Origin of the sequence: Burkholderia sp. Ac-20379 (assembly GCF_017104645.1) — a bacterium.
Lineage (GTDB): Bacteria > Pseudomonadota > Gammaproteobacteria > Burkholderiales > Burkholderiaceae > Burkholderia.
Genome location: NZ_JAAGPF010000569.1, coordinates 1 through 2,665 on the forward strand (window position 1 = coordinate 1; position 2,665 = coordinate 2,665).

3 protein-coding genes are annotated in these 2,665 nt (G+C 69.8%); all 3 read left to right on the plus strand.

Going from position 1 to position 2,665, the window contains the following annotated elements:
- On the plus strand, positions 1-1,224 hold a 1,224-nt coding region (locus G3N92_RS32800; protein ID WP_241015176.1), incomplete at its 5' end, for a 3-hydroxyacyl-CoA dehydrogenase.
- A 43-nt stretch (positions 1,225-1,267) separates the two neighbouring features.
- A complete protein-coding gene (locus tag G3N92_RS32805) occupies positions 1,268-2,461 on the plus strand; it encodes an acyl-CoA dehydrogenase family protein (RefSeq protein WP_206131677.1) in 1,194 nt (397 codons plus the stop codon).
- 16 nt (positions 2,462-2,477) lie between these two features.
- The coding region (locus G3N92_RS32810; RefSeq protein ID WP_206131678.1) for an acyl-CoA dehydrogenase family protein at positions 2,478-2,665 on the plus strand (188 nt) is incomplete at its 3' end.

Below are 2,665 nucleotides of genomic sequence, written 5' to 3' on the forward strand. Positions count from 1 at the left end.
GAGCGCGCGGGCGTGATCGGCGGTGGCACGATGGGCGCGGGGATCGCGGTGGCCGTGCTCGATGCGGGGCTGCCCGTCGTCATGATCGAGCGCGACGACCGCGCGCTCGCGCAGGGCCGCGCGCGCGTGGCGAAGGTGTACGACGCGCTGGTCGCGAAAGGGCGGCTCACCGACGCGGCGCGCGACGAACGGCTCGCGCGCCTGAGCGGCAGCACCGTCTACGACGCGCTGGCCGACGCCGACCTCGTGATCGAGGCCGTGTTCGAGGACCTGGCCGTCAAGCAGGCCGTGTTCGAGGAACTGGCGCAGGTCACGAAGCCCGGTGCGGTGCTCGCCACCAACACGTCGTATCTCGACATCGACGCGATCGCCGCCAGCGCGGGCGAGCGATGCGGCGACGTGATCGGCCTGCACTTCTTCTCGCCGGCCAACGTCATGAAGCTGCTCGAAATCGTGGTGCCCGCGCAGGTGCGCCCCGAGGTGGTGGCCACCGCGTTCGCGTTCGCGAAGCGGCTGCGCAAGGTGGCGGTGCGCGCGGGCGTGTGCGACGGCTTCATCGGCAACCGGCTGCTGGCCGTGTATCGCGGCGCGGCCGATCTCGTCATGGAGGACGGCGCGTCGCCCTATCAGATCGACCGCGCGATCCGCGCGTTCGGCTTCCCGATGGGCCCGTATCAAGTGATCGACCTGGCCGGCGGCGACATCGGCTGGGCCACGCGCAAGCGCCGCGCGGCCAGCCGCGATCCGGCGCTGCGCTACGTGGCGATCGCCGACCGGCTGTGCGAGCGCGGCTGGTTCGGGCAGAAGACGCAGCGCGGCTTCTATCGCTACCCGGACGGCGCGCGCACCGGCCAGCCCGATCCCGAGGTCGAACGGATCGTGGCCGACGAGCGCGCGGCCAAGGGCATCGCGCCGCGCGATTTCACCGACGACGAGATCGTGCGCCGCTACCTCGCCGCGATGATCAACGAGGCCGCCAACGTGCTGCACGAGGGCATCGCGCTGCGCCCGCTCGACATCGACGCGGTGCTGGTGCACGGCTACGGCTTTCCGCGGCATCGCGGCGGCCCGCTCCATTACGCGGACACACTCGGCCTCGACGCCGTGCTGGCCGACATCCGCCGTTACGCCGAGGCGGATCCGGCGTTCTGGAAACCTTCGCCGCTGCTGGTCGAGCTGGCCGGGCGCGGCGCGCGCTTCGAGAGCTTGAACCGCGCCGCCTGAGCGCCGGTTTTTCCACGCATCCCGCCTCACCGGAGACACCCCGATGAACCTCGATTTCTCCCCCGAAGAAGAAGCGTTCCGCGCCGAGGTGCGGCGCTTCCTGGCCGACAAGCTGCCGCCCGAGCTGTCGGACAAGGTCAACGGCGGCCGGCATCTGACGCGCGACGACATGGCGCGTTGGCACGCGATCCTGCATGAGCGGGGCTGGCTCGCGAGCCACTGGCCGCGCGAATACGGCGGCCCCGGCTGGAGCGTCGCGCAGAAGTTCCTGTTCGACAACGAATGCGCGATCGCCGGCGCGCCGCGCGTGGTGCCGTTCGGCGTCAACATGCTCGGCCCGGTGCTGATCAAGTACGGCAGCGAGGCGCAGAAGCGCCACTGGCTGCCGCGCATTCTCGACGGCTCCGACTGGTGGTGCCAGGGCTATTCCGAGCCGGGCGCCGGCTCCGATCTGGCGTCGCTGCGCACCAGTGCCGTGCGCGACGGCGATCACTACGTCGTCAACGGCCAGAAGACCTGGACCACGCTCGGCCACTACGCGAACATGATCTTCTGCCTGGTGCGCACCGCCACCGACGTGCGCAAGCAGGAAGGCATCAGCTTCCTGCTGATCGACATGAACACGCCCGGCGTGGAAGTGCGGCCGATCGTGCTGCTCGACGGCGAGCACGAAGTCAACGAGGTGTTCTTCACCGACGTGCGCGTGCCGGTCGACAATTTGGTGGGCGAGGAAAACCGCGGCTGGACCTACGCGAAATTCCTGCTCACCTACGAGCGCACCAACATCGCCGGCGTCGGTTTCTCGGTGGCCGCGCTGGAGCGCCTGCGCGCCGTGGCCGCCAAGCGCATCAAGCACGGCCGGCCGCTGGCCGACGATCCGCTGTTCGCCGCGCGTTTCGCGCGCGTCGAGATCGAGCTCGAGAACATGAAGACGACCAACCTGCGCGTGCTGGCGGCGGTGGCCGGCGGCGGCGCGCCGGGCGCGGAAAGCTCGATGCTGAAGATTCGCGGCACCGAGATCCGCCAGGAGATTGCGTCGCTGATGCGGCGCGCGATGGGGCCGTACGCGATCCCGTTCCCGGACGCGGCGCTGGAAGCGGACGACGCCGAACCGCTCGGCCCGCCCGAGGCGGCCAGCGCCGCCGCGCAGTATTTCAACAACCGCAAGCTGTCGATCTACGGCGGCTCGAACGAGATCCAGAAGAACATCGTCGCCAAGACGATCGTCGGACTGTAACGGACACGGAGGCCCCATGGATTTCACGCATAGCGACGATCGCCGGATGCTGGCCGATTCGCTGAACCGCTTCATCGACGAGCAATACGCGTTTCCGGTGCGCGACCGCATCGCGCGATCCGACGAAGGTTACAGCGCCGAGCTGTGGCGGCGGTTCGCCGAACTCGGCGTGATCGGCGCGCTGTTCGGCGAGGCCGACGGCGG

What these genes read in the sequence shown, in the direction of transcription:
- G3N92_RS32805 (WP_206131677.1), top strand. Translation starts at nt 1,268, where the DNA reads ATGAACCTCGATTTCTCCCCCGAAGAAGAAGCGTTCCGCGCCGAGGTG.